Genomic DNA, 22,547 nt, shown 5'->3' with positions numbered 1-22,547 from the left:
TTTGGCCCCTTTACGGCACGCACAAATGAAAACCCCGCAGCGCGAAGCGTGCGGGGTGGCGTGGCGGCCCCCGAGCGGCAACTGCCGCACGGGGTGCCGTGGCTCAATCGAAGCGGCCGGTACGCGCCATCTCCATCAAGCGCGCGATGCGCTCCTCGGTGGCCGGGTGCGTCGAGAACAGGTTCTGCAATCCGCCACCATGCAGCGGATTCATGATCATCATCTGCGCCGTGGCCGGATGCGCTTCCGCCGCCTGGAACGGAATGCCTGCCGCATAGCGATGGATCTTGTCGAGCGCGGTCGCGAGCGACTGCGGATCGCCGGAAATCTGCGCGCCGCCGCGGTCGGCCTCGAACTCGCGTGCCCGCGAGATCGCCATCTGGATCAGCGCGCCGGCGATCGGCGCGAGCAGCGCGACCGCGATACCCGCGATCGGGTTGGCCGGCCGGCCGTTCTCGTCGCGCCCGCCGAAGAACATCGCGAAGTTCGCGAGCGCCGAGATCGCGCCCGCCATCGTCGCGGTGATCGTCGAGATCAGGATGTCGCGATGCTTCACGTGTGCAAGCTCGTGCGCCATCACGCCGCGCATCTCGCGCTCCGACAGCACGCGCAGGATGCCCGTCGTCGCGGCGACCGCCGCGTGCTCGGGGTTGCGGCCCGTCGCGAACGCGTTCGGCGCATCCTCGTTGATCAGGTAGACGCGCGGCATCGGCAGGTTCGCGCGCGTGGCCAGCTCGCGCACCATCCGGTAGAACTGCGGCGCCGTGTTCTCGTCGACTTCCTGCGCGTTGTACATGCGCAGCACCATCTTGTCGGAGAACCAGTACGAGAAGAAATTCATGCCGAGCGCGAACAGCAGCGCGATCGTCATGCCGCGCGAGCCGCCGATCATCCCGCCGATCACGATGAACAGGGCCGTGATCGCGGCCATCAGCATCGCCGTTTTGACCCAATTGAACATACCCACTCCTTATCCGTCAGGGGACCCGCCGCACATCACAAGGCACGGCGGAAAATTGTAAGCGATTTGTTAGATAAGGTCTTGCCGGAAAAATTCAATCTCAGCGTTGCGATGCCGCAAGACGAAGGCCAAGGCCGACGAAAGCGCTGCCGACCGTACGGTCGAGCCACTTCCTGACACCCGGCTTGCCGGAAAAGCGCGCCGTGACACTGCCCGCAACCCAGGCGACGAGGCTGGTCCACACCGTGCTCATCGCGACGAACACGCCGCCGAGGGTCAGGAACGCCAATGTCTTGTGCGGGCTGTCGGCCGACACGAATTGCGGGAAGAACGACACGAAGAACAGCACCACCTTCGGGTTCAGCACGTTGGTCCAGAAACCCTGCATGAACAGCTGGCGCAGTGGCTTCGCGGCTTGCGCGGCCGCCTTGCCCGACGGCTCGCCCGCCTGCTTCGCGATGATCATCCGCACGCCGAGGTAGATCAGGTAGGCGGCGCCAACCAGCTTGATCACCGTGAACGCGGCAGCCGATGCCGCGAGCAGCGCGGTCAGGCCGAATGCGCAGGCGAGCGCGTGCACGCAGCAGCCGGCCGAAATGCCCAACGCCGACATCAGCCCCGCGCCACGGCCCTGCGCGACGCTGCGGCCGACGATATAAGCCGTATCGGGGCCGGGCGTGACGTTCAGCAGGAAGACTGCCAGCACGAAGAAGCCGAAATGGGTGATGCCGAACATGAAAACCTCGAAACCGGAGAGCGCAGGGAAATTCTACGCGCGCCTGCCGCACCGCGCGACTCGGCCGTCCGGCCGATTGCGCACGCCCGGCAGGCCGTGTCGAATAGCGGTCAGGCCGCCTCAGGCAACGTCGGTCAGCGCAAAACGCTGGCCCGCGGCGAGCGGCGAACCGGCCAGGAACTCGCGGGCGGGCAGCCGCTTGCCGCCCGGCTTCTGCAACTGCGTGACGCGCAGCGCACCGCTGCCGCACGCGACGACCACGCCTTCCGGCGCGGCTTCGACGATCGTGCCGGGCAGCGCGTCACCGCGCGCCGCCACGGGCTCGGCCGCCCACAGCTTGATCGCCGCGCCATCGAGCGTCGCGACGCCGCCCGGGAACGGATCGAACGCACGCACCTGGCGCGCGAGCACGTCGGCCGGCTTGCGCCAGTCGAGCGCCGCTTCATGCTTGCCGATCTTTTCCGCGTAAGTCACACCGTCGGCCGGTTGCGGCGTGGCCGGCAGCACACCGTCGCGCTCGAGCTGCACGAGCGCGTCGACGATCAGTCGCGCACCTTCGGCAGCGAGCCGGTCGTGCAGGGTCGCGGTCGTCTCGTCCGGCGCGATCGCGATGCGCGCCTCCTCGATCATCGCGCCGGTGTCGAGGCCGATGTCCATCTGCATCAGCGTGACGCCCGTCTCGGCGTCGCCGGCCTCGATCGCGCGGTGGATCGGCGCGGCGCCGCGCCAGCGCGGCAGCAGCGATGCATGAATGTTGATGCAGCCGCCACGCGGAATGTCGAGCACCTCCTGCGGCAGCAGCAGGCCGTATGCGGCGACCACCATCACGTCATGCGGAGTCGAGCGCAGCAGCTCGATCGCGTCGGCCGCCTCCGCCGGGTACTTGCCCGCGCGGCGCAGCGACGGCGGCTGCGCGACGGGCATCCCGTGCTCGACGGCGTAGCGCTTCACCGCGCTTGCCTGCAGCTTCATCCCGCGCCCGGCAGGACGATCGGGCTGGGTCAGCACGAGCGGCACCGGAAAACCGGCCTCGTGGATCGCGGCCAGGGCAGCCGCGGCAAATTCCGGCGTGCCGGCAAAAATCACGCGCAACGTATGGGTCATGACAGCTTTCAGGGTCGGGCAGGGCGAACGCGCGTCACATCGCGCGTTCGAGTTTCTTCATCTTCGTCTTGATGCGCGTCTGCTTGAGCGGCGACAGGTATTCGACGAACACGCGCCCCATCAGGTGATCCATCTCGTGCTGGACGCACACGGCCAGCAGGCCCTCGCAGTCGAGCTCGAAGGTCTCGCCCTGCTCGTTGAGCGCACGTACGCGCACATGATCGGGACGCTCGACTTCGTCGTAGATGCCGGGCACCGACAGGCAACCCTCTTCGTAGATCTGCTTCTCGTCGCTCGACCACACGATCTCGGGGTTGATGAACGCGCGCAGCTCGTTCTTTTCCTCCGAGACGTCGATCACGATCACGCGCTCGTGCACGTCGACCTGCGTGGCCGCCAGGCCGATGCCGGGCGCTGCGTACATGGTTTCGGCCATGTCGGCGACGAGCTTGCGGATCCGGTCGTCGACCTTGTCGACGGGCTTTGCGACCTTGTGCAGCCGCTTGTCGGGGTAATGAAGAATATTGAGTAAAGCCATGGCGTTCGGTATTCGGTGGGGCGGCATGCCGCATCGGCCATCCGGCCAGCTGGCGGTGCCGCCGGGATGCAATGAAGATGAGGCGGACGCGCGGCGAATCAATGCCGCGGATCACGCCTCCTGCAATTGGCCGGGCGCCTGCGCGCGCGGCCCTGTCGAGTATTTCGGATGATGAAAATTTTATCATGGCGCCACGCGGTCCGCTGGCCGCCGCATTCGAGGAGCGTCTCATGTCGCCGCAAGTGCTGACCACCTCCGCGCTGCGTGCGTGGTTGCAGCTCGCGCATGCGCCCGGCCTCGCACCCGCCGTGCTGCAGGCACTGCTCGACGCGTTCGGCTCGCCGGATGCGCTGCTGCGCGCGTCCGGCCAGGCGATCGCCGCAGCAACCAGCCCCGCCGCGGCCCAGGCCGTGCGCGCGAGCGAGCGCGGCGACCTCGACGCGCGCACCGACGCCGTGCTCGCCTGGCTCGACGCGCCGGGCAACGCGCTCGTCACGCTCAACGATCCGGCCTACCCGCAGCGGCTGCGCGACCTGCACGATCCGCCGCCGCTGCTATATGTAAAGGGCCGTCTCGACCTGCTGCACGCGCGCGGTCTCGCCGTGGTCGGCAGCCGCCACGCGACGCCGCAGGGTCTCGCCGACGCGACGCACTTCGCCCGCGAGCTGTCCGACGCCGGGCTTCCGATCGTGTCGGGCCTCGCGCTCGGAATCGACGGCGCCGCGCATCGCGGCGGGCTCGACGGCCGGTCAGGCACGGTCGCGGTGATCGCGACCGGCGCCGATCTCGTCTATCCGGCGCGACACCGTGCGCTCGCCCACGAAATCGCCGCTCGCGGCGCGATCGTGTCGGAATGGCCGCTCGGTACACCGGCCCGCGCCGCACACTTCCCGCAACGCAACCGGCTGATCGCCGCGCTCGCGATCGGCGCGCTCGTCGTCGAGGCCGCCCCGCGCTCCGGCTCGCTGATCACCGCGCGGCTCGCGAACGAACTGGGGCGCGATGTGTTCGCGATGCCGGGCTCGATCCACGCGCCGCTCGCGCAGGGCTGCCACGCACTGATCCGCGACGGCGCGAAGCTGACGGCGGCGCCGCTCGACGTGCTCGAGGAGTACGGGCTGGGCGAACCGGCGGTTCGCGCGGCGGGCGATGCATCGTGCACCGGAAATCAGCTCGCCAGCGCCGCCAACCTCCGCGGAACCGAGGCCGCTAGCGTCGCGCAGGCCGATCCGCTCGTTGCAACCGGCCCGCCGGCGCGAATCGAAGCATCGCCAGCGCGACCCCACAGCCCGTCCGAACAGGCCGTACTCGCCGCACTGGGATACGGCCCCGTCACCTACGAATGGCTCGCCGAACACAGCGGCCTGGCCGACGACGTGCTGCACGGCGCGCTGCTCGCGCTCGAGCTGGCCGGTCGCGTCGCGAGCGTCCCCGGCGGACGCTTCGCGCGCCTTGACGCAGCGCCCACCCCGGCCGCGCACGGCGTGCTACATTCCCCCGCATAGGGGCGGCCACGCCGCCAACGATATCCAAGGAAATCCATGCCCGCGCTGAACCTCGACACCGATGCGGATCGGATCGCCGAGCGCCTCGCCGATCCCGGCACGTTGCTCGTCGCCTGCCTGTGCGCCGAGTGGTGCGGCACGTGCCGCGACTACCGGGCGGCCTTCGACCAGCTCGCCGACGCGCATCCGGACGCCTGCTTCGCCTGGATCGACATCGAAACGCATGCCGACCAGCTCGACGACCTCGACGTCGAGAACTTCCCGACGATCCTGATCGAAGATACCCACACCGCACGTTTCTTCGGCACGGTGCTGCCGCATGCGGCAATCGTCGAGCGGATGCTGTCCGACCTGAGTGCGGTACCCGGTGCGCCGCACGCACCGAAATTGCGCAACGTCCTGACCGTCGAAGCCTGAATTCACGAGCCGGCCCGGTGGTTTTGCGCCCGTTCGCGCGCGCCGCCGCGCCGGGCGCTTGCCGCCGTTGCAGGCCCCCTCTATGATGAGCCGCTTTTTGCACGCCGAGCCGCCGTCGCGTCGGCGTGTGCTATAAAGCGGTCGTTAAAGGGACCCACAACCGGCGAACCCGGTCTACCAACACACACCTGTCATGTCCAAAGCACTGATCATTGCGGAAAAGCCTTCTGTCGCGAACGACATCGCACGCGCTTTGGGCGGCTTTACCAAGCATGACGAGTATTACGAGAGCGACGATTTCGTCCTTTCGTCCGCTGTCGGCCACTTGCTGGAAATCGCCGCCCCGGAAGAGTACGAGGTCAAGCGCGGGAAATGGAGCTTCGCGCATCTGCCCGTCATCCCCCCGCATTTCGACCTGAACCCGATCGCAAAAAGCGAGTCGCGCCTCAAGGTGCTCACGAAGCTGATGAAGCGCAAGGACGTCGACCGCCTGATCAACGCATGTGACGCGGGGCGCGAGGGCGAACTGATTTTCCGTCTGATCGCGCAGCACGCGAAGGCGAAGCAGCCGGTCCAGCGCCTGTGGCTGCAGTCGATGACCCCGCAGGCGATCCGCGACGGCTTCGCGAACCTGCGCAGCGACACCGACATGCAACCGCTCGCCGACGCCGCACGCTGCCGCTCGGAAGCCGACTGGCTCGTCGGGATCAACGGCACCCGCGCGATGACCGCGTTCAACAGCAAGGGCGGCGGCTTCTTCCTGACGACAGTTGGCCGCGTTCAGACGCCAACGCTGTCGATCGTCGTCGAACGCGAAGAGAAAATCCGCCGCTTCATCCCGCGCGACTACTGGGAAGTGAAGGCGGAATTCGCGTGCGCGGGCGGCTTCTACGAAGGCAAGTGGTTCGACCCGAAATTCAAGCGCGACGAATTCGATCCGGAAAAGCGCGACTCCCGCCTGTGGAGCCTGCCGGCCGCCGAAACGATCGTCGCCGCGTGCCGCGACCAGGTCGGCACGGTCTCGGAGGAATCGAAGCCGTCGACACAACTGTCGCCGCTGCTGTTCGACCTGACGAGCCTGCAGCGCGAAGCGAACAGCCGTTTCGGCTTCTCCGCGAAGAACACGCTCGGTCTCGCGCAGGCGCTGTATGAAAAGCACAAGGTGCTGACCTACCCGCGTACCGACGCTCGCGCGCTGCCGGAAGACTATCTGTCGACGGTCCAGTCCACGCTCGAGATGCTCAAGGAGAGCCACAACTACCTGCCGCATGCGAAGCAGGTGCTCGACAAGGGCTGGGTGAAGCCGAACAAGCGCATCTTCGACAACTCGAAGATCAGCGACCACTTCGCAATCATCCCGACGCTGCAGGCACCGAAGTCGCTGTCCGAGCCGGAGCAGAAGCTGTACGACATGGTCGTGAAGCGCTTCCTCGCCGTGTTCTTCCCGGCCGCCGAATTCCGTGTCACGACGCGGATCACCGAAGTCGCCGGCCATCACTTCAAGACCGAAGGCAAGGTGCTCGTCGAGCCGGGCTGGCTGCAGGTGTACGGCCGCGACGCCGAAGGCGCGGATGCGAACCTCGTGCCGGTGCAGAAGGACGAGAAGGTGAAGACGGACGAAATCGCCGCCGTCGCGCTCGTCACGAAGCCGCCCGCACGCTATTCGGAAGCGACGCTGCTGTCCGCAATGGAAGGCGCGGGCAAGCTCGTCGAGGACGACGAACTGCGCGAAGCCATGGCCGCGAAGGGCCTCGGCACGCCGGCCACGCGTGCGGCGATCATCGAAGGCCTGCTCGGCGAAAAGTACCTCGTGCGTGAAGGCCGCGAACTGATCCCGACCGCGAAGGCGTTCCAGTTGATGACGCTGCTGCGCGGGCTCGGCGTGAAGGAACTGACCGCGCCGGAGCTCACCGGCGAATGGGAATACAAGCTGTCGCAGATGGAGCGCGGCAACCTCGGACGCGACGCCTTCATGCAGGAAATCGCCCGCATGACGCAGCAGATCGTCAAGCGCGCGAAGGAATACGATTCCGACACGATCCCCGGCGATTACGCGACGCTCGAGACGCCGTGTCCGAACTGCGGCGGCCAGGTGAAGGAAAACTACCGCCGCTTCGCGTGCACGAAGTGCGAGTTCTCGATCTCGAAGATCCCGGGCAGCCGGCAATTCGAGATCGCGGAAGTCGAGGAGCTGCTGCGGGAAAAGACGATCGGTCCGCTTTCCGGATTCCGCAGCAAGATGGGCCGCCCGTTCTCGGCGATCCTGAAGCTCTCGTTCGACGACGAGACGAAGAACTACAAGCTCGAGTTCGATTTCGGCCAGGATACGGGCGGCGAGGAAGGCGAGGCGCCCGACTTCTCGACGCAGGAGCCGGTCGGCGCGTGCCCGAAGTGCAAGGGCCGCGTGTTCGAGCACGGGATGAGCTACGTGTGCGAGCACTCGGTGGCCAACCCGAAGACGTGCGACTTCCGCTCGGGCAAGGTGATCCTGCAGCAGGAAATCACGCGCGAGCAGATGGGCAAGCTGTTGGCCGACGGCCGCACGGATCTGCTGCCGAACTTCAAATCGTCGCGCACCGGCCGCAACTTCAAGGCGTTCCTCGTGAAGCAGCCGGACGGCAAGATCGGCTTCGAGTTCGAGAAGAAGGAACCGAAGGCTGCCGCCGCGAAGAAGACTGCGAAATCGGCGACGAAGGATGCCGAAACCGTGACGGAAGGTGCAGAAGAGAAACCGGCACCGGCTCGCAAGACCGCCTCGAAGACTGCAGCCACCAAGACGGCAGCTCGCAAGACGACGGCCCGCAAGACGGGCTCGTAACAGCCTGGACGCCGGGACGGGCTTTCTCCCGGCGCGTCCTGCTTCGGCAGGCAGCTATAAAAAACGCGGATCGACTGCTCGATCCGCGTTTTTTCTTTGTGCCGGCGGTAACCGACGCCCGGTCGCCCCGGCCGTCGCGCCGTTACAGCGGCGACGGCGCCGCGACGCGCGTGCGCGGCGAACGCGGCAGGCGCGGCGACAGGTTCGGGTCGGCCGATTCCGGTTGCTCGGCACGCGTCTCGACACCGATCGGCGCGAGCGCGGAGCTCTGCGCGGCCCACTGCTCACCCATCGTCGCGTCGGTCGCGTGGCTGAAATGCTCGACGAGGTGGTCGATGAACGTGCGCACCTTCGCGGGCAGATGGCGCCGGCTCGGGTAAGCGATGTTGATCTCGACCTGCGGCAGCCGGAAATCCGGCAGCAACCGCACGAGCGCACCGCGCGCGATGTCGCTGCCGATCAGGTAACTCGGCAGGATCGCGACACCCATCCCGAGCAGCGCGAACTGGCGCAGCATCGCGGTGTTGTTCGCGACAATCACGTTGGTCGGGCGCACACGCACTTCGCCGTCCTGCCCCGTGAACACACGCTCGTCGCCCCAGTATTCGGTCGGCAGGCTCAGGCTCGGATGCTCGGCGAGATGCTCCGGATGGGTCGGCACGCCGTGCTTCTCCAGATAGCTCGGCGTCGCGCACACGGTCATGCAGCCGGTGGTCAGGCGCCGCGTGACGATGCTCGCGCTGCGCATCTGGCGCGTGACGACGATGCCGACATCGAAACCTTCCTCGACCAGATCGACCTGCCGGTCGACCAGCGTGAGATCCGGCACCACTTTCGGGAAATTCTCCGTGTACGACTGCAACACGGGCGCGAGGTTATGCAGGCCGAACACGACCGGCGCGACGATGCGCAGCGTGCCGACCGGCTCGTGATTGCGCGCGACGACCATCTGCTCGACGTCTTCCAGCTCATCGAGGATCTGGCGGGCACGCTCCAGATAGACCTGGCCTGACTCCGTCAGGGAAAGGCTGCGCGTGGTGCGGTTCAGCAAACGCGTTCCGAGCCTGCCCTCCAGATCGGCGACGTGACGCGTCGCGACCGCGTTGGAGATATCCATTGCACTCGCGGCCCGCGCGAAACTGCCGAGATCTGCAACCTTGACGAACACGCGCATCGACTGCAAATGATCCATAAACGACTCCTGCCGCTGTTACAACTTCAAAAAGATGAAGCAAATGCGTAATTCTCCTACGACAGCGGAAATGATGCAGAGTTGCTCAACAAGGCCCCGGTTGACGATAAAAATAGTCAAAAATCCTCGCCCTCTGCGGATAGTTGATCCAATTATTCCGATTGGGACAACAATTGGGTGAACCTCGTCGTGTAAGCGGCCGAATCAGGAAGGACGTATTTGATGCGACACAACAGCGCACCCTTCTGCCCTTCCCGCGAGCGGCGCCGGGTCAGGCCGCCGCCAATTGCGGCGGAGCGTAACAACCTGTTAAAAAGACACCACGAAGGCGGCTGACATAGCATCATGTCGGCCCCGGCCGGGCGGGACGGGTGCGCGAGGTGCGCCGCCGCCACCGCCGCTTTCAACGCGCGACACCCGCTCATCATGAAAATTGCCATCCTCGACGACTACCAGGACGCCGTCCGCAAGCTGAACTGCTTCGAGATGCTTGCCGGCCACGACGTGAAGGTCTTCAACAATACGGTGCGCGGATTGGGACAACTCGCCAGCCGTCTGGCGGAAGTCGAGGCGCTCGTGCTGATTCGCGAACGGACCCCGATTTCGTCGCAACTGCTCGCGAAGCTGCCGAACCTGCGCATGATCAGCCAGACCGGCCGCGTGTCGAGCCACATCGATCTCGAAGCCTGTACCGACCGCGGCATCGCGGTGCTCGAAGGCACGGGCTCGCCGGTCGCCCCCGCCGAACTGACCTGGGCGCTCGTGATGGCCGCCCAGCGCCGCATTCCTCAGTACGTCGCGAACCTGAAGCAGGGCGCCTGGCAGCAGTCGGGCCTGAAGACGTCGGCCATGCCGCCGAACTTCGGCCTCGGCCAGGTGCTGCGCGGCCAGACGCTCGGCATCTGGGGCTACGGCAAGATCGGCCGGCTCGTCGCCGGCTACGGCAAGGCGTTCGGGATGAACGTGCTGATCTGGGGCCGCGAGCATTCGCTCGAGGCCGCGCGCGCCGACGGCTATACGGCCGCCGAAAGCCGCGAAGCGCTGTTCGAGCAGAGCGACGTGCTGTCGCTGCACCTGCGCATGCATGACGACACGCGCGGGATCGTGAAGCAGGAAGACCTGATGCGGATGAAGCCGACGTCGCTGCTCGTCAACACGAGCCGCGCCGAACTGCTCGAGGAAAACGCACTGGTCAACGCACTGTCGCACAACCGTCCGGGGATGGTCGCGATCGACGTGTTCGAGAGCGAGCCGATCCTGCAGGGCTACAGCCTGCTGCGAATGGAAAACGTGATCTGCACGCCGCACATCGGCTACGTCGAGCGCGAGAGCTACGAGCTCTACTTCAGCGCGGCGTTCCGCAACATCCTCGCGTTCGACGACGGCGACATGTCGAGCGTTGCCAACCCGGAAGCGCTGACGCCGATCCGCAAGCGCTGACCGCGCGGGCCGCGCATGCCGCGGCCCCGCTCCTCCATTCCCGATCGTCAGGCGGCCACGCGGCCGCCCGTCATCGCATCGACGCGCGTGAGGAAATGCTCGCCGTCGCGCCGACCGAGATCGTACGCATGCCGCATCTGCGACGGGCTCGTGTAATCCCAACTCGAAATCGGCACCTTGCTCGAAGGCTGGACGTACAGCCGACGCTGCTCGCCATGCGCGACCGTGAACATCTGCGGGCGCGGATACAGCCGCGTGACGAGCACCAGCACGTCGCCCGGCGTCGGGTCGAGCGCGTCGACCGGCACGTTGTCGACCATCCCGCCGTCGAGCACCGGCCGGCCGCCGCGGCGCAGCACCGGCGTGAACGGCGGCGTGCAGGACGACTGCAGGATCAGGTCGGCGAGTTCCTCGACTTGCGTGCAGGCCTGCGCACGCACGAATTCGGGCCGAAAACCGAGCGTGCGCCCGAGCGTCGGGTGCAGCGTCTTGCGCACGTACTTCTCGATGTTGTACGCGACGAGACCGGCGGCGACTGCGCTGCGCGCACCGAGCCAGCGCGGCACATGCGACACGCCGATGCGGATCTCCGGCGCCGCGGCAAGCTTCGCGAACGGTTCGCCGTAGATGTCGAGCAGCGCCTGACGATAAATCCGGTAATGCGGAAACACGGGCTCGCGCCCGAACAGGTTGCCCCAGTACGCGTTCTTCCGGTTGTGGCGCAGCGCCTCTTCGTAATAGCGCATCACCCAGGCGGCGTCGCGTGTATACAGCATGCAGGCGGTTGCCGCGCCGGCCGAGATACCGGTGATCACGCGCGGGCGCAGGCCGAGCGCCGGCTGTGCGACGTCCCAGAAGCCGGCCTGCCACCAGCAGCGATTGCCGCCGCCCGCAAAGACGATCTGGTCGAACATCGCGCCGCTCAGCTGACGAGCGCGTAGGTCGACGTCGCGTGAACGGCCATCTTGCCGTCTTCGTCGAACAGCTCGACTTCGCCGAATACGAGATTGCGGCCCATCCGCAGCACGCGCGCGGTGACGAGCACGTCGCCCTTGCGCACGGGACGCATGAAGTTCGTGTTCAACGACACGGTCGTCATCGGCCGGAACTCGCCGAGCGCGGCCGAGATCGCGACCACCATCGCGGTATCGGCGGCCGCCGTGAACACCTGGCCGCAGATCACACCGCCCGAATGGCGGAATTCGCCGGAAAACGGCAGGCGCAGCGTGACGCTGTCGTCGCCGATCGACACGGGGACCAGACCAAGCGAGCGGACCCAGGGGGCCAGCAGGCGATCCAGCAATTCGCGGACTGCGTTTTCGTCCATCTTCGAAAGCCCAGAAAGCGTTGCGCGACCGCCGCGCAACACGTGTGGCGTCATCATACCGGGAGCACGAAAACTGCGATCGCTCGTTATCGGGCCGGCAGCCACCGTTGTCGTGACGAAATATTCTCAGGAAATTTGCAGAAAGGACTTGCCAAGCCTGAAATGCTCGTGCATAATCTTTCTTCTGTTGGGGGCGTTAGCTCAGTTGGTAGAGCAGCGGACTCTTAATCCGTAGGTCGAGTGTTCGAGTCACTCACGCCCCACCAGGAATTTCAAAGGCCGGTCAGCGCAAGCTGACCGGCCTTTTCCGTTTACGCCGCTTTCCTGCCGTTGTTCATTTACGCCGCCTCGCTTCGCGTTGCGCGCCCCCCGTGGTACGCGAGCGCACCCATCTTCCGCATCGTTTCCGCTAGAATCGTCCGACAAATATCACACGACCGGCGCAGGGGCACTGTCGTTCGCCCGCCGGCACTGAGAGAGCATGGGACGTCAGACATGGAAGCATGTGAACGGGACGCGACCATTCAGAGGGCCTGGTTGCGCCGATATCGGCCGGTTCGGCGGGTCACGCCATCCCCCCGATCAGGCCGGAATCCGCAGTGCGAAGCACGAAGAACCGGATCCGGTCATGCCGGGTAGGGACGCACTCGTCGCGATGGCGCTCGGCGTCGTGCTGCTCGTCCTGGCCGGCATGCTTGCCGTGACGGCCGGGCAGGCGACCGGCCAGCTGGTCCGCGCACCGGGCACGGTCGTGCGCATCGTGCAGGACAGCGACGCGATGCGCGCGTACCGGCCGATCGTCGCGTACCTCGCGAACGACGGCCAGCGCCGCGAAGTGGCCGGCAATACCGCATCGACCGTCCCCGCCTACGACATCGGCGAGAACGTCGAGGTATGGCTCGACCCCGGCCACCCCGAACGCCCCGCGCTGATCGACGATTTCGCACAACGCTGGTTTCCGGCGATCGTGCCGGCGCTGCTCGCCATCGCATCGTTCGCGATCGGCGGCCTGCTGATCGCCGGCGAGCGCCGCCGCCGGTCGTCCGCCCCGCCGCCGGCCCGCCGCGCCCGCAAGCACGTGCGCAGCCGCTGGGATATCGCGATCGTGCTGATTCCGATCGCGATCGGCACGGGCTTCATCGCCGGCGCCGGCGCGGCCGGCCTGCGCCAGTGGCAGGTCATCCACCACTATGCGCGTTCCACCGGCCATGTCGTCGAGATCGCGAAAAACGCGCACTCGCCCCGCGCGCGCACGTCGCTGTATTCGGCGATCGTCGCGTTCACGACCGACAGCGGACGCCAGATCAAGTTCGCGCAGGGTTCGGCGTCGTCGCATCCGGGCCTGCACGAAGGCGAAGCGGTCGACGTGCTGTACGACCCCGTCACCCCCGAGCGCGCGGTGGTCGACCGCTTCTGGGATCACTGGGGCCTCACGGCCATCCTGTTCGCGATCGGCGCGCCGTTCCTCGCGGCCGGGCTGTTCATCGCCGCGACGCTATGGCCGGAACACCCGCCGCACGAAGCCGCGCCATGACGTTCGCGTGCCGGCCGCGCACCGCGCGGCACGACGACCGGCTCGGCGCGCGCGTCACCGCTCCCTGAACGCCTCCACTTTCGCGCGGTTCCCGCAGGTGCGCATGTCGCACCAGCGCCGCCCGACGCCGCGCCCGCGATCGACGAAGAACCACGTGCAACGGCCGCACTGGCGCACGCGCGCAAAATCGTCGCTGCGCAGCAGATGCTCGAACCCGAGTGCGGCCGCGTCGACCCAGCGCGACGCGACGCGTGCGTCGGGCCGCCACGCGAACCGGCCGTCGGCCGCATCGAACGCGCTGCGCCCGATCGCCTCGCGGATCGCAACGGCGAGCCGGCCCGCCGCGCGCGCGCCGGCAGTGCCGCCACTGCCGGCCGTCAGGTGTGCGATCGCGGTGTAAGCCTCCTCGCGAAAGCGATGCAGCGCGACCAGTGCGTCGGCGTCGTCCTGCCGCGCATGACGCAGAAGCCGCGCCAGATCGGCCGGCGCCAGCAACCCCGATCGCTCCGCCCACGCATGCACGGCCGGCCAGTCGACGAACTTGTCCGCGTCGCGCGTCTTGCCCGTGTCGGCCACCGTGTTGAGGAAGTCGAGCGCCGGATGGCCGCCGACAAAATCGGCTGCCCCCCATTCATGCGCATGTCGCACGGGTTCGTGTCGAGTAACCATTTATTTTCACCTATCGGTTTCACGCCCGGACGATCCGGAGTAACCTGTTAACAACCAAAACAGGTTAGCACGGAGATGCCGATGCTCGAACTCGCCAACCGCTTCATTTTCGAAGGCCACCGGATTGCCTGGGGAACGTTCGGCGAAGGCCCGCCGCTCGTGCTCGTGCACGGCACGCCGTTTTCGTCGCAGGTGTGGCGGCGGATCGCACCGTGGCTCGCGCGCCGTCATCGCGTGTTCTTCTACGACCTGCTCGGCTACGGTCAATCCGACATGCCGGATGCGGACGTGTCGCTCGGCCGCCAGAACGCGCTGTTCGGCGCGATGCTCGACGCGTGGAACATTTCGCGACCGCACGTACTCGCGCACGACTACGGCGGCGCCACCGTGCTGCGCGCGCACTTCCTCGACGGCGTCGCCTATGCGGATCTCACGCTCGTGAACCCGGTCGCGATTGCGCCGCAGGGTTCGCCGTTCGTGCGCCACGTCGCGCAGCACGAAGCCGCCTTCACCGGATTGCCCGCGTATGCGCATCACGCACTCGTGTCGGCCTATCTCGGCAACGCCGTCGCCCGGCCGCTGAGCGACGAGGCGCTGTCGATCTACCGCGCGCCGTGGCTCACGCCAGCCGGCCAGGCCGCGTTCTATCGCCAGATCGCGCAGATGCGCCAGCACTACATCGAGGAAGCCGAGGCCCGTTATGCGCCACCGGACTTTCCGGTGCGCATCGTGTGGGGCGAGGACGACGCGTGGATTCCGCTCGAACAGGGGCAGGCGCTGGCCGATCGCATCGCCGGCGGCCAGCTGATCAGGGTGCCGCGCGCGGGCCACCTGGTGCAGGAAGATGCGCCGGAAGCGATCGTCGCGGCGGTGCTCGACCGGCCAGGGAAAGGTTGACGCCGCCTGTACCGCGTGTCGCTTGTCGCGTGCCGCGTCAGAACACCGGCACGCCCTGCGCGAGCGTCGAGATGAACTTCGCGGTGCGCGGATCGCGCGGGCCGCCGAACAGGTCGCGCGATGCACCGGCCTCGACCACGCGCCCTTCCGCGAGAAACACCGCGTCGTACGCGATCGACGCGGCCAGGCGCAGGTCGTGCGTCGCCATCAGCATCGTCGTGCCTTCGCGCGCGAGCTGGCGCAGCACCTCGACGACTTCGACGGACAGCTCCGGATCGAGTGCCGACGTCGGCTCGTCGCACAGCAGCACCTGCGGCGACGGCGCAAGCGCACGTGCGATCGCGACGCGTTGCTGCTGGCCGCCCGACAGCGTGCCGGGCCACGCGTCGGCCTTGTTCGCGATACCGACCTTCTCGAGCAGCGCGAGCGCGCGTTCGCGGGCCCGTTCGCGCGGCCAGCGCTGCACGGTGACGAGCCCTTCCATCACGTTCTGCACGACGCTCAGGTGCGGAAACAGCTGAAAGTTCTGGAACACCATGCCGGTCTGGCGGCGCACCGCGAACACGGCGTCGCGCGCCGGCCGGTGCGCCGGCGAGAAGTCGATGCGGGCGTCGCCGACCGTCAGCGCACCTGCCTCGGGTACTTCGAGCAGGTTCACGCAACGCAGCAGCGTGCTCTTGCCGCTGCCGGACGGCCCGATCAGCGCCGTCACGCTACCGGGCTGCAAGGCGAGGTCGATCCCGTGCAACACGCGCTGCGTGCCGAACGACTTGTCGATGCGTTCGAGCCGGATCATCGCAACTCCGCCTGGAACAGCGCGTGACGGCCGAAGCGGGTTTCGAGGCGACGCTGCAGCGTGGACAGCACCGAACTGAGCAGCAGATAGATCAGCGCGGCTTCCGTATAGAGGATCATCGGTTCGTAGGTCACGGCCGCGATCCGCTGCGCGGCCTGGAAGATCTCCGGCACGGTCAGCACGGCCGCGAGCGACGTGTCCTTCACCAGCGAAATGAACGAATTCGACAAAGCCGGCAGCGCGACGCGCGCGGCCTGCGGCAGGATCGCGCGGCGCAGCGCCTGCGGGCGCGTCATCGCCATCGAGTACGCGGCCTCCCACTGCCCCTTCGGAATCGATTCGATCACGCCGCGGATCACCTCCGCGTTGTACGCGCCGACGTTCAGCGAGAAGCCGATCACGGCGGCCGTCAGCGGATCGAGCACGATGCCGACGCTCGGCAGGCCGTAGAAGATCACGAACAGCTGCACGAGCAGCGGCGAGCCGCGAAACAGCCAGATGTAGAACCGCACGGCGGCCTGCGCCCAGCGCGGCCCGAACAGCCGCACGAGCGCCGCGCCGAACGCGAGCAGCAGACCGATCGCGAACGACGCGAGCGTGAGCGGAACCGTGAACACGAGCCCCGCGACGAGCAGGGGCTTCAGCGATTCCGCCATCAGGTGAAGCCAGGCCGGCATCGTTCAGCCTCGCGTCACGGCTGCGACACGTCGCGGCCGAAATACTTCTGCGAGATCTTCGCGTAGGTGCCGTCGGCCTTGATGTCCGCGAGCGCCTTGTCGATCGCGGCCACCAGCGCGGGGCTGCCCTTGCGCAGCAGCACGCCCGATGCATCGCTGGCGCCGCCCGCGTCGGTCGCCGCGATCTTCAGTTTCGCGTCCGGCTTGTGCTTGCGGAAATCGAGGTACGACAGCGAATCGTTGATCGTCGCGTCGACGCGCCCCGAGCTCAGCAGGTCGATCGATTCGTTGAAGCCCTGCACCGGCACGACGTCCGCGCCATGCGCGGCCGCGAGCTTGCCGAAATTGCTGGTGAGCGTGTTCGCGGACTTCTTGCCCTTCAGGTCGTCGAACGAGCGGATCGTCGTGTTGTCCACGCGCACGATCAGCACCGCGCGCGACGTGATGTACGGCGTGGAGAAATCGTATTTCGCCTTGCGTGCGTCGGTGATCGACACTTCGTTGACGACCGCGTCGTAGCGGTTCACGTCGAGGCCCGCGATCAACCCGTCCCACTTGCCTTCGACGAACTGCGGCTTCACGCCGAGACGCTGCGCGATCGCGGTCGCGATGTCGACGTCGAAGCCCGTCAGCTTGCCGGTCTCGTCGTGGTACGTGAACGGCGCGTACGTCCCTTCGGTACCGACCCGGAACACGCCGGACGACTTGATCTGCGACAGGTCGTCGGCCGCCAGTGCGCTCGTGACCGAAACGGCCTGCAGCATGGCGACGACCAGGATGGAGCGAAGGATTTTCATGGTGCGGACCCCGAATGATTGGAGGGATTGATCCCGCGGCACGCGCGTGCCGTTCGAGAAGTCCGCGAATTCTACCGACGCGTCGAGGCACGGCAAAAACGCAAATCGGCTATCGATATGAGCCGATCGAATAACGCGTCGATCAACGCGCCGCTCAACGCACCGATCGACGCGCGCACCGGCCGCGAAACCGGTGCGCGCGGCTTACACACCGCTTACCACGGCAGCGAATACGTCTTCGTGTTCGTGAAGCTCTTCATCGCTTCCTGCACGCCTTCCTTGTACCCCAGCCCCGAATCCTTCACGCCGCCGAACGGCGTCAGTTCGAGCCGGTAGCCCGGCACTTCGCGCACGTTCACGCTGCCGACTTCCAGCTCGGTGATGAAGCGCGTGATGTGATCGAAGCGGTTCGTGCACACCGACGACGACAGCGCATAGTCGGTGCTGTTCGACATCCGGATCGCTTCGTCGATGTCGCGGAAACGCATGATCGGCGACACGGGCCCGAAGGTTTCGTATTTCACGAGCGGCATGTCGGGCGTCACGCGATCGATCACCGTCGGCGAATACAGCGCGCCGTCGCGCACGTTGCCGACCAGCAGCCGCGCTCCGCGCGCGATCGCGTCGTTCACCTGCCGCTCGCAGAACTTCGCGGCCGCTTCGTCGATCACCGTACCCATGTCCACCGACGGATCGGCCGGATTGCCGTACGGCCACGCGCGCGTTTTTTCGACGACCAGTTCGGTGAAGCGATCGGCCACCGACTCGTGCACGAGCATCCGCTTGATCGCGGTGCAGCGCTGCCCCGAGTTCCTGTACGAACCCGATACCGCGAGCGTGCTCGCTTCGTCGAGATCGGCGTCTTCCATCACGATGATCGGGTCGTTGCCGCCGAGTTCGAGCACCGCGCGCCGGTAGCCCATCCGCGCCGCGATCGACTTGCCGATCGATACGCCGCCCGTGAACGTGATGAGGTCGATCGCCGGGTTCGTGATCAGCTCGTCGGCGATTTCCTTCGGGTCGCCGGTGAGCACCTGCAGCATCTGCGGCGGCAGGCCCGCTTCGTACAGGATGTCCGCGAACAGGTAGCACGACAGCGGCACCTTCTCGGACGGCTTCACGACGATCCGGTTGTTGGTCGCGATCGACGGCACGATCTTGTGCGCGACCTGGTTCATCGGGTGGTTGAACGGCGTGATCGCCGAAATCACGCCGAGCAGCGGGTCGCGCTGCGTGTACACGCGGCGCTTCTTGCCGTGCGGGGTCAGGTCGCACGAGAAGATCTGCCCGTCGTCCTTCAGCACTTCGCCGGCGCCGAACGTCAGCACGTCGGCCACGCGGCCCGCCTCGTACGTCGAATCCTTGATGCACAACCCGGCCTCGGCCGTGATCAGCGCCGCGATCTCCGCCGTGCGCGCACGCACGATGTCGGCCGCGCGGCGCAGGATCGCCGCGCGATCATGGCGCGTGAGCGCCGGCCGGTATGCATGCGCGGCCGCGAACGCGCGCCGCACGTCGTCGAGCGTCGCCTTCGGCACGGTGCCGACCAGCGCGCCGTCGTACGGGTTGCGCACTTCGATCACCGCGTCCCGATGAATCCGTTCGCCGTCGATTCGCAGTGCTTCGCGACGAATCTCGCGGACGTCCGTCGATGCTGCAATGGCGTTCATGAGTGTGTCCCCTTGCGGATGCGTACGCATCACTGCAGATGGTTGAGCGCGATGTCGATGATGTCGAAGTTGCGCAGCCGCGCACGGCCCGTGACGTCGCCGGCGACCGGCTTGCTGAAGATCAGCGGCACGATCTGCTCGGAGATCCCGCCGTGCGAACGCAGCGGCACGTCGAGGCCCGACAGGTCGTGCTTGATGCGGCGCGTGCCGAGCACGACGTCCTGCTTCGAGATCACGATCAGGTCGCCCATGCGCGCGGGTGGCAGCTCGAAGCGCGCGCAGCCCTCGGCGCCCGTCAGCACGACCTCGATGCCGTCGACCGCGGCGAGCCGCGCACGCAGCGCCTCGGCATCGGCCGACGCCGGCACGTAGACGGTCGCGAACGAGCCGAGCGCGCCGTGGTGCACGACGTACGGATCGGTGATCGGCAGGATCACGCGCGCCGCGTCGTGACCGAGCCACTCGTCGAACAGCTCCTGCAGGTAGATCACGTTCGGCTCGCCGGTTTCATCGTCGTGCTTCGCGTTCATCCCGTGGTCGGCCGTGATCGCGACGATCGCGCCGAGTTCGTCGAGGCGCTGCAGGTACGTGTCCATCATCGCGTAGAACGCGTTTGCGCCTTCCGTGCCGGGCGCGCACTTGTGCTGCACGTAGTCGGTGGTCGACAGGTACATCAGGTCGATCGGGCGCGTCTCGAGCAGGCGCACGCCGGCCGCGAACACGAATTCCGACAGGTCCGCGCTGTACACGCTCGGCACGGGCTTGCCGACCAGCTCGAGCACGTTGTCGATGCCGTTTTCCTCGACGGTCGCCTCGTCGGCCTTTTCCGACGAGAAGCAGATGCCCTTCAGCCCCTTGCCGAGGAGGCGGCGCAGCTTGTCCTTCGCGGTGACGACCGCGACGCGCGCCCCCTGCTCGGCGAAGGCCGCGAGCACGGTGGGGGCGACCAGGTACTTCGGATCGTTCATCAGCACCTCGGCGCCGGTGTCGCGATCGTAGAAATAGTTGCCGCTTATCCCGTGCACGGCCGGCGGCACGCCCGTCACGATCGACAGGTTGTTCGGGTTCGTGAAGCTCGGCACCACGCACTCGCCCTTGAGCGCCGTGCCCGGTTTCAGCAGCGTGCGCAGGAACGGCGCGACGCCAGCCTCGGCGGCTTCCTCCAGGTATTCGTATGCGCAGCCGTCGACACAGACGACCACCACCGGCCGGCTCATCCAGTTGTAGCGACGGCCGTTCACTTCCACGGACACAGGCGTTTCAGTCATGACGTTCATTCCTTTCGGTTCGAAGGGTAGAGCCGTCGGCGCCCGCGCCGCGCCGAAGGGAGGTGCTTTCCATGCTCGACATTAAAATTGATGATATGTTGATTGTCAACAACATGCAGACGACAGAAAGCAAAACAACGCAGCAGCAAGAGGGCTGGTCTCCACTCATCCGCCGTGTGCCGCGGCGCCACTGTCAAGGGGTCTGAAGATGAACGAAGTGCCGGTAAACAGGCGTTTGGATGCATGGCCGGCGGGCGCGGCCCGTCTCGCGCTGGCCACGCTGATGTCGCTGTTCCTGCTCCTGCCGCTCGCGCTCGTCGTGCAGAAATGCTTCGTCGATGCCGACGGGCGATTCGTCGGCGCGCACAACTTCGTCGATTACCTCAAGGACAGCGGCCTGCTGCGCTCGATGCTGCATTCGCTGACGGTCGGCGCGCTCGTCACGATGATCGTCGTGCCGATGGCGTTCATGTTCACGTTCGCGTATGCGCTGACGCGCTCGTACATGCCGCTGAAGAACGCCGCGCGCCCGATCGCGCTCTTGCCGCTGCTCGCGCCGACGCTGTTGTCCGCGACGTTGTTCATCTACCGGTTCGGCAACGCGGGGCTGCTGAAGCCGCTGCTGCACGGCCATTCGATCTACGGGCTGCCGGGCATCGTGCTGAGCAGGGTGTCCGCGTCATTCCCGCACGTGCTGATGATCCTCGTCACCGCGCTGTCGCTGGCCGACGGCCGGCTCTACGAGGCCGCCGACGCGATGGGCACGCGCCGCCTGCGCCACTCGAAACGCCTGATTGGAATCCGACGATATCCCAAAAAATGATGCGCCTTCTGTTATTCGCCGCACTCACCATGACGATCGGTGCGTGCTCGAAATATAAAGACGAGAAGTGGACAGCGCTTCAGAACATGCCTGCGTTTGCCGAGCCAAACGACGATAGAACCCAGCCGATCTTTACGGTCAGGAAAGGTGAATCCTGTGTTCCATTGACGGATCGTGTTGCCAAAATTTACGCATACACACAAGTGCACTGCGAATCCGGCACGGGCTGGGTTCTGGACGATGCCTTTGATAAACGACGCGGCAAATGATCGCCTGCCGGCGATCCTTGCATTCAGCCCGCGCGCCCTCGATTTCGACCGGAGCTACGCTTGTCCCATGCGACAAGCAAGCCAGCCGAAACTCGCCATGCAAGAACGGAAGGCGGTGAGCGCCCGGTCAACGCTCTTTCGTCATCAATGTGCGATGACGCGCACCGCCCCCACTCACGCGCCGGCCTTCTCCCGCGCCGCCTTGCCCGTCGCGGGCAGCCCCTGCTCGTGCGTACGGCGCATCCGCGCAAGGCCATGCGAAACGTGCTCGCGCACCAGCGCGACCGCCTGCTCCTCGTCGCCCCGCGCGAGCGCCTGCACGATCTTGTCGTGCTCGGCGGCGGACACCGCGATCGCGTCTTCCTCGGCCTCGATCGCTGCCTGGCGCAGCAGCCCGAGCTGGCGCACCAGCCGGCGGTAGGTATCGGTGAGGTGCGTATTGCCGACGCCGACGACCATCGCGTCGTGGAACTGCACGTTCAGCTCCGTATAGCGCGTGACATCGTGGGTCTTCGCGGCGTCCTTCATCGACTGGATGATGCCCTTCAGCACCTTCAGCGTGTCGGGCGAGATGCGCTTCGCGAGCGCGCGCGCGACCGACTCGTCGAGCATCGCGCGCACTTCGTAGATCTCCTCGGCCTCGCGCAGCGGCACGACGCGCACCGTCACGCCGCGGTTCTTCTCGTTACGCAGCAGGCCGGCCTGTTCGAGCGCCCGGAACGCTTCGCGCACGGGGCCGCGCGACACGTTCAGCCGGGTCGCGATCTCGACTTCGTTGAGCTTCTCGCCGGGTGCGTATTCGCCGGAGACGATCGCGCGCTCGAGCATGTCCTGGACGATCATCGCGAGCGACTGGCTTTGCAGGAGTTCGATGGCGCTGAGCGCGTTCGGGGCTGTCATGGTCGGGCAGGCAGCAAGGCTGCGGTAGGGAACGAGGGCGCCATATCGGCGAATGATCCTTGTATACCCTCGGCCCGACACATTGTCAACAGTTTTCAGTTTCCAAAAGCCAATCCCACGTACCGGGATGCAATCGGGATGCAATCGGGATGCAGCCGGCAGGCGGTGCTCGCGCGGCGGGCCGACCTCACCCGCATCGCGCGACGCGT

The 22,547-nt window shown here is 66.6% G+C and carries 22 protein-coding genes, 1 tRNA gene and 1 pseudogene; 10 read left to right on the top strand and 14 right to left on the bottom strand.

Annotated features, from left to right (window positions below; all coding sequences use genetic code 11):
- Positions 1-103: 103 nt before the first annotated feature.
- The 4 genes from htpX to def form a co-directional block, all read right to left on the bottom strand.
- A complete protein-coding gene (gene htpX / locus ABIC51_RS29255) occupies positions 104-961 on the bottom strand; it encodes a zinc metalloprotease HtpX (RefSeq protein ID WP_006485774.1) in 858 nt (285 codons plus the stop codon).
- Positions 962-1,061: 100 nt separating this feature from the next.
- Positions 1,062-1,697: a LysE family translocator gene (locus tag ABIC51_RS29250; RefSeq protein WP_027788850.1), complete on the bottom strand. Its 636-nt coding sequence runs from the start codon at positions 1,695-1,697 to the stop codon at positions 1,062-1,064.
- A 120-nt stretch (positions 1,698-1,817) separates the two neighbouring features.
- Positions 1,818-2,801, bottom strand: a complete 984-nt coding sequence (fmt, locus tag ABIC51_RS29245; RefSeq protein ID WP_027788849.1) for a methionyl-tRNA formyltransferase — start codon at positions 2,799-2,801, stop codon at positions 1,818-1,820.
- Between the two features lie 34 nt (positions 2,802-2,835).
- Positions 2,836-3,339, bottom strand: a complete 504-nt coding sequence (gene def, locus ABIC51_RS29240; RefSeq protein WP_011353573.1) for a peptide deformylase — start codon at positions 3,337-3,339, stop codon at positions 2,836-2,838.
- A gap of 185 nt (positions 3,340-3,524) precedes the next feature.
- Here def and dprA point away from each other — a divergent pair, with 185 nt between their 5' ends.
- The 3 genes from dprA (at position 3,525) to ABIC51_RS29225 (ending at position 8,079) form a co-directional block, all read left to right on the top strand.
- A complete protein-coding gene (gene dprA, locus ABIC51_RS29235) occupies positions 3,525-4,844 on the top strand; it encodes a DNA-processing protein DprA (protein WP_226129205.1) in 1,320 nt (439 codons plus the stop codon).
- A gap of 36 nt (positions 4,845-4,880) precedes the next feature.
- Complete coding sequence (locus tag ABIC51_RS29230; RefSeq protein ID WP_146254471.1) at positions 4,881-5,261, top strand: thioredoxin family protein; 381 nt, start codon at positions 4,881-4,883, stop codon at positions 5,259-5,261.
- Positions 5,262-5,454: 193 nt separating this feature from the next.
- Positions 5,455-8,079, top strand: a complete 2,625-nt coding sequence (locus tag ABIC51_RS29225; protein WP_060082945.1) for a DNA topoisomerase III — start codon at positions 5,455-5,457, stop codon at positions 8,077-8,079.
- A gap of 142 nt (positions 8,080-8,221) precedes the next feature.
- Here ABIC51_RS29225 and ABIC51_RS29220 read toward each other — a convergent pair whose 3' ends face one another.
- Positions 8,222-9,271, bottom strand: a complete 1,050-nt coding sequence (locus ABIC51_RS29220) for a transcriptional regulator GvmR (protein ID WP_027788845.1) — start codon at positions 9,269-9,271, stop codon at positions 8,222-8,224.
- Positions 9,272-9,697: 426 nt separating this feature from the next.
- Here ABIC51_RS29220 and ABIC51_RS29215 point away from each other — a divergent pair, with 426 nt between their 5' ends.
- Positions 9,698-10,711, top strand: a complete 1,014-nt coding sequence (locus ABIC51_RS29215) for a D-2-hydroxyacid dehydrogenase family protein (RefSeq protein ID WP_027788844.1) — start codon at positions 9,698-9,700, stop codon at positions 10,709-10,711.
- A 47-nt stretch (positions 10,712-10,758) separates the two neighbouring features.
- On the opposite strand, the gene ABIC51_RS29210 is transcribed toward ABIC51_RS29215, so the two are convergent.
- Both ABIC51_RS29210 and ABIC51_RS29205 read right to left on the bottom strand, forming a co-directional pair.
- Complete coding sequence (locus ABIC51_RS29210; RefSeq protein ID WP_021159859.1) at positions 10,759-11,625, bottom strand: patatin-like phospholipase family protein; 867 nt, start codon at positions 11,623-11,625, stop codon at positions 10,759-10,761.
- Positions 11,626-11,633: 8 nt separating this feature from the next.
- Positions 11,634-12,038: a PaaI family thioesterase gene (locus ABIC51_RS29205; protein ID WP_027785770.1), complete on the bottom strand. Its 405-nt coding sequence runs from the start codon at positions 12,036-12,038 to the stop codon at positions 11,634-11,636.
- Positions 12,039-12,228: 190 nt separating this feature from the next.
- Here ABIC51_RS29205 and ABIC51_RS29200 point away from each other — a divergent pair.
- Together ABIC51_RS29200 and ABIC51_RS29195 are read left to right on the top strand one after the other, a co-directional pair.
- Positions 12,229-12,304 (top strand) — tRNA-Lys (locus tag ABIC51_RS29200).
- 215 nt (positions 12,305-12,519) lie between these two features.
- Positions 12,520-13,572 (top strand): DUF3592 domain-containing protein, encoded by a 1,053-nt coding sequence (locus tag ABIC51_RS29195; protein ID WP_354006730.1) that lies wholly within the window; start codon positions 12,520-12,522, stop codon positions 13,570-13,572.
- A gap of 54 nt (positions 13,573-13,626) precedes the next feature.
- Here ABIC51_RS29195 and ABIC51_RS29190 read toward each other — a convergent pair whose 3' ends face one another.
- Entirely contained in the window at positions 13,627-14,241 is a 615-nt protein-coding gene (locus ABIC51_RS29190) for a CGNR zinc finger domain-containing protein (protein ID WP_027788827.1), read from the bottom strand.
- 81 nt (positions 14,242-14,322) lie between these two features.
- Between ABIC51_RS29190 and ABIC51_RS29185 the strand changes: the two genes are divergently transcribed.
- Complete coding sequence (locus ABIC51_RS29185) at positions 14,323-15,138, top strand: alpha/beta fold hydrolase (protein WP_027788826.1); 816 nt, start codon at positions 14,323-14,325, stop codon at positions 15,136-15,138.
- 37 nt (positions 15,139-15,175) lie between these two features.
- Here ABIC51_RS29185 and ABIC51_RS29180 read toward each other — a convergent pair whose 3' ends face one another.
- The 5 genes from ABIC51_RS29180 to phnA form a co-directional block, all read right to left on the bottom strand.
- The gene (locus ABIC51_RS29180) at positions 15,176-15,934 is read right to left on the bottom strand and encodes an amino acid ABC transporter ATP-binding protein (RefSeq protein ID WP_354006729.1); all 759 of its coding nucleotides are present in this window, start codon (positions 15,932-15,934) and stop codon (positions 15,176-15,178) included.
- Entirely contained in the window at positions 15,931-16,611 is a 681-nt protein-coding gene (locus tag ABIC51_RS29175; protein WP_027788824.1) for an amino acid ABC transporter permease, read from the bottom strand. Before ABIC51_RS29175 ends, ABIC51_RS29180 begins: the two co-directional genes overlap by 4 nt.
- A gap of 14 nt (positions 16,612-16,625) precedes the next feature.
- On the bottom strand, positions 16,626-17,408 hold the full coding sequence (locus ABIC51_RS29170) for an amino acid ABC transporter substrate-binding protein (protein ID WP_226129199.1): 783 nt from the start codon (positions 17,406-17,408) through the stop codon (positions 16,626-16,628).
- 215 nt (positions 17,409-17,623) lie between these two features.
- Positions 17,624-19,078: a phosphonoacetaldehyde dehydrogenase gene (gene phnY, locus ABIC51_RS29165; protein ID WP_226129197.1), complete on the bottom strand. Its 1,455-nt coding sequence runs from the start codon at positions 19,076-19,078 to the stop codon at positions 17,624-17,626.
- A gap of 29 nt (positions 19,079-19,107) precedes the next feature.
- Entirely contained in the window at positions 19,108-20,346 is a 1,239-nt protein-coding gene (gene phnA / locus ABIC51_RS29160; protein WP_027788821.1) for a phosphonoacetate hydrolase, read from the bottom strand.
- A 71-nt stretch (positions 20,347-20,417) separates the two neighbouring features.
- Between phnA and ABIC51_RS29155 the strand changes: the two genes are divergently transcribed.
- The 3 genes and pseudogenes from ABIC51_RS29155 to ABIC51_RS29145 all read left to right on the top strand — a co-directional run bounded on the left by ABIC51_RS29155 (position 20,418) and on the right by ABIC51_RS29145 (position 21,438).
- Positions 20,418-20,552 (top strand): hypothetical protein, encoded by a 135-nt coding sequence (locus ABIC51_RS29155; protein ID WP_264165598.1) that lies wholly within the window; start codon positions 20,418-20,420, stop codon positions 20,550-20,552.
- Positions 20,553-20,605: 53 nt separating this feature from the next.
- A pseudogene (locus ABIC51_RS29150) lies at positions 20,606-21,124 on the top strand (putative 2-aminoethylphosphonate ABC transporter permease subunit); the annotation flags it as partial.
- A 41-nt stretch (positions 21,125-21,165) separates the two neighbouring features.
- Complete coding sequence (locus tag ABIC51_RS29145) at positions 21,166-21,438, top strand: hypothetical protein (protein WP_124547066.1); 273 nt, start codon at positions 21,166-21,168, stop codon at positions 21,436-21,438.
- 174 nt (positions 21,439-21,612) lie between these two features.
- Here the strand turns inward: ABIC51_RS29145 and ABIC51_RS29140 are convergent, their stop codons facing one another.
- A complete protein-coding gene (locus ABIC51_RS29140; protein ID WP_048025648.1) occupies positions 21,613-22,338 on the bottom strand; it encodes a phosphonate utilization associated transcriptional regulator in 726 nt (241 codons plus the stop codon).
- Positions 22,339-22,547 lie beyond the last annotated feature (209 nt).

Origin of the sequence: Burkholderia sp. 572, from assembly GCF_040545135.1 — a bacterium.
Taxonomy (GTDB): Bacteria; Pseudomonadota; Gammaproteobacteria; order Burkholderiales; family Burkholderiaceae; genus Burkholderia; species Burkholderia cepacia.
Note: the sequence above shows the minus strand (reverse complement) of the source record. Positions and strands in the feature narration are given on the sequence as shown.

Coding starts and splice junctions, on each gene's coding strand:
- ABIC51_RS29190 (WP_027788827.1), bottom strand. CDS start 14,241: ATGGTTACTCGACACGAACCCGTGCGACATGCGCATGAATGGGGGGCA.
- ABIC51_RS29180 (WP_354006729.1), bottom strand. CDS start 15,934: ATGATCCGGCTCGAACGCATCGACAAGTCGTTCGGCACGCAGCGCGTG.
- ABIC51_RS29145 (WP_124547066.1), top strand. CDS start 21,166: ATGATGCGCCTTCTGTTATTCGCCGCACTCACCATGACGATCGGTGCG.
- def (WP_011353573.1), bottom strand. CDS start 3,339: ATGGCTTTACTCAATATTCTTCATTACCCCGACAAGCGGCTGCACAAG.
- ABIC51_RS29210 (WP_021159859.1), bottom strand. CDS start 11,625: ATGTTCGACCAGATCGTCTTTGCGGGCGGCGGCAATCGCTGCTGGTGG.
- ABIC51_RS29170 (WP_226129199.1), bottom strand. CDS start 17,408: ATGAAAATCCTTCGCTCCATCCTGGTCGTCGCCATGCTGCAGGCCGTT.
- ABIC51_RS29215 (WP_027788844.1), top strand. CDS start 9,698: ATGAAAATTGCCATCCTCGACGACTACCAGGACGCCGTCCGCAAGCTG.
- ABIC51_RS29220 (WP_027788845.1), bottom strand. CDS start 9,271: ATGGATCATTTGCAGTCGATGCGCGTGTTCGTCAAGGTTGCAGATCTC.
- ABIC51_RS29175 (WP_027788824.1), bottom strand. CDS start 16,611: ATGCCGGCCTGGCTTCACCTGATGGCGGAATCGCTGAAGCCCCTGCTC.
- ABIC51_RS29195 (WP_354006730.1), top strand. CDS start 12,520: ATGGGACGTCAGACATGGAAGCATGTGAACGGGACGCGACCATTCAGA.
- ABIC51_RS29225 (WP_060082945.1), top strand. CDS start 5,455: ATGTCCAAAGCACTGATCATTGCGGAAAAGCCTTCTGTCGCGAACGAC.
- fmt (WP_027788849.1), bottom strand. CDS start 2,801: ATGACCCATACGTTGCGCGTGATTTTTGCCGGCACGCCGGAATTTGCC.
- ABIC51_RS29155 (WP_264165598.1), top strand. CDS start 20,418: ATGCTCGACATTAAAATTGATGATATGTTGATTGTCAACAACATGCAG.
- phnY (WP_226129197.1), bottom strand. CDS start 19,078: ATGAACGCCATTGCAGCATCGACGGACGTCCGCGAGATTCGTCGCGAA.
- ABIC51_RS29140 (WP_048025648.1), bottom strand. CDS start 22,338: ATGACAGCCCCGAACGCGCTCAGCGCCATCGAACTCCTGCAAAGCCAG.
- ABIC51_RS29185 (WP_027788826.1), top strand. CDS start 14,323: ATGCTCGAACTCGCCAACCGCTTCATTTTCGAAGGCCACCGGATTGCC.
- dprA (WP_226129205.1), top strand. CDS start 3,525: ATGGCGCCACGCGGTCCGCTGGCCGCCGCATTCGAGGAGCGTCTCATG.
- ABIC51_RS29230 (WP_146254471.1), top strand. CDS start 4,881: ATGCCCGCGCTGAACCTCGACACCGATGCGGATCGGATCGCCGAGCGC.
- htpX (WP_006485774.1), bottom strand. CDS start 961: ATGTTCAATTGGGTCAAAACGGCGATGCTGATGGCCGCGATCACGGCC.
- phnA (WP_027788821.1), bottom strand. CDS start 20,346: ATGACTGAAACGCCTGTGTCCGTGGAAGTGAACGGCCGTCGCTACAAC.
- ABIC51_RS29250 (WP_027788850.1), bottom strand. CDS start 1,697: ATGTTCGGCATCACCCATTTCGGCTTCTTCGTGCTGGCAGTCTTCCTG.
- ABIC51_RS29205 (WP_027785770.1), bottom strand. CDS start 12,038: ATGGACGAAAACGCAGTCCGCGAATTGCTGGATCGCCTGCTGGCCCCC.